General features: G+C 69.7%; 1 protein-coding gene. It reads left to right on the top strand.

Going from position 1 to position 2039, the window contains the following annotated elements; genetic code table 11:
- Positions 1–27 precede the first annotated feature (27 nt).
- Positions 28–2039, top strand: a 2012-nt coding sequence (locus tag ABZ937_RS42735; protein ID WP_361701080.1) for a condensation domain-containing protein, incomplete at its 3' end; no start/stop codon positions are given.

Here is a 2039-nt window from a genome sequence, read left to right as displayed (position 1 = left end):
GTCGGGCGTGTGGATGCGCAGGTTCAGGTGCGTGGTTTTCGGATCGAGCCGGGTGAGGTCGAGGCGGTGCTGGCCGGGCACGGGGGTGTTGCGGCGGCGGTGGTGGTGTTGCGCGAGGACCAGCCCGGCGACAAGCGTCTGGTCGCCTACGCGGTGGCGGAGGGTGGGGCGGTGCTCGACGGGGAGGTTCTCCGTAGCTATCTGAGTGGTCGTCTGCCGGAGTACATGGTCCCGGCCGCGGTCGTGGTCCTTGACGGGCTCCCGTTGACCGGGCACGGCAAACTCGACCACCGCGCCCTGCCCGCACCCGGGTACCACGGCGGATCGAGTCGTGGCCCCCGGAACGGGCAGGAAGAGGCCCTCGCCGGGATCTTCGCCGAAGTGCTGGGCGCGGAACGGGTCTGCATCGACGACAGCTTCTTCGACCTCGGCGGACACTCCCTGCTCGCCACCCGCGTGGTCAGCCGGATCCGCACCGTGCTCGGTGTGGAGCTGCCCCTGCGCGCCCTCTTCGAGGCGACGACGGTCGCCCGTCTCGCCGAACGGCTCACCGAGGCCACGGGAGCACGCGTCGCCCTGACGCCGATGGACCGGCCGGCCGAAGTGCCGCTGTCGTACGCCCAGCGCAGGATGTGGTTCCTCAACCGCTTCGAAGGAACGACGGCCGCCACCTACAACATGCCCGTCGTCCTACGGCTGACGGGCACGCTGGATCAGAAGGCCCTGGCCGCTGCCCTGCGGGACGTGGTCGAGAGGCACGAGTCGCTGCGGACCGTGTTCCCCGAGGGCCCCGACGGCGCTCCCCACCAGAAGGTCCTTGACAGCGAGCGGGCCACCCCGACCCTGGACGTGACCGAGGCGACCGCCGAGACGCTGCCCGAGTTGGTCGCCGAGCAGGTGTCGCTCGGCTTCGACCTGCGCACCGAATCTCCGATGCGGATACGGCTCTTCTCACTCGCTCAGGATGTCCACGTACTGGTGGCGGTGCTGCATCACATTGCCGGTGACGGCTGGTCGATGGAGCCCTTGGCCCGGGATGTCGCGCGGGCTTACGAGGCCAGGATCAGCGGCCATGCCCCCACCTGGGAGCCGCTGCCGGCGCAGTACGCGGACTATGCGCTGTGGCAGCGCGAACTGCTTGGCGACGAGTCCGACCCCGACAGCCTGCTCAGCAAGCAGGTCACCCACTGGACCGAGCAACTCGTCGACCTGCCCGAGCAGTTGGAGCTGCCGACCGACCGGCCGCGCCCTGCGGTCGCCTCGTTCCGGGGCGACCAGGTGGCGTTCGAGGTGGACGCCGACGTCCACGCGGGCCTGGCACAGCTCGCCCGGGAGTCGGGCGCGAGTGTGTTCATGGTGGTGCAGGCGGCGTTCGCGGCGCTGTTGTCCCGGATGGGTGCGGGTACGGACATTCCGATCGGTTCGCCGGTGGCGGGTCGTACGGACGAGGCGCTGGACGAGCTGGTCGGGTTCTTCGTGAACACGCTGGTGCTGCGGACGGATGTGTCGGGTGATCCGACGTTCCGGGAGCTGGTGGAGCGGGTCCGGGAGACGGATCTGGCCGCCTACGCGCACCAGGACGTGCCGTTCGAGCACCTCGTGGAGACGCTGAACCCCGCCCGCTCCATGTCCCGCCACCCCCTGTTCCAGGTGATGCTCGCCTACCAGAACGACGCACCGGCCGAGCTGCGCCTGCCGAACCTCACTCTCGCCACCGAACTGACGGAAACAGGCACGTCCAAGTTCGATCTACTGCTCAGGATCACGGAGAAGGCGACGAACACCGGTGGCATGGAGTGCCTCCTGGAGTACGCCGTGGATCTCTTCGACCGGGGGACGGTCGAGGGTCTGGTGGAGCGGTTCGCGCGGGTGCTGGGGGCGGTGGTGGCCGACCCGGATGTGCGGGTGGGTGCCGTGGCGGTGCTGTCCGAGGGCGAGCGTCACGAGCTGGTCGTGCGGCGGAACGACACGGGTGTGGTGGTGCCGTGGGTGTCGTTGCCGGAGTCGTTCGAGGCGCGGGTGGCGGTCGATCCTCGGGC

The organism is Streptomyces sp. NPDC046727 (assembly GCF_040645635.1).
Classification (GTDB): Bacteria; Actinomycetota; Actinomycetes; order Streptomycetales; family Streptomycetaceae; genus Streptomyces.
Note: the sequence above shows the minus strand (reverse complement) of the source record. Positions and strands in the feature narration are given on the sequence as shown.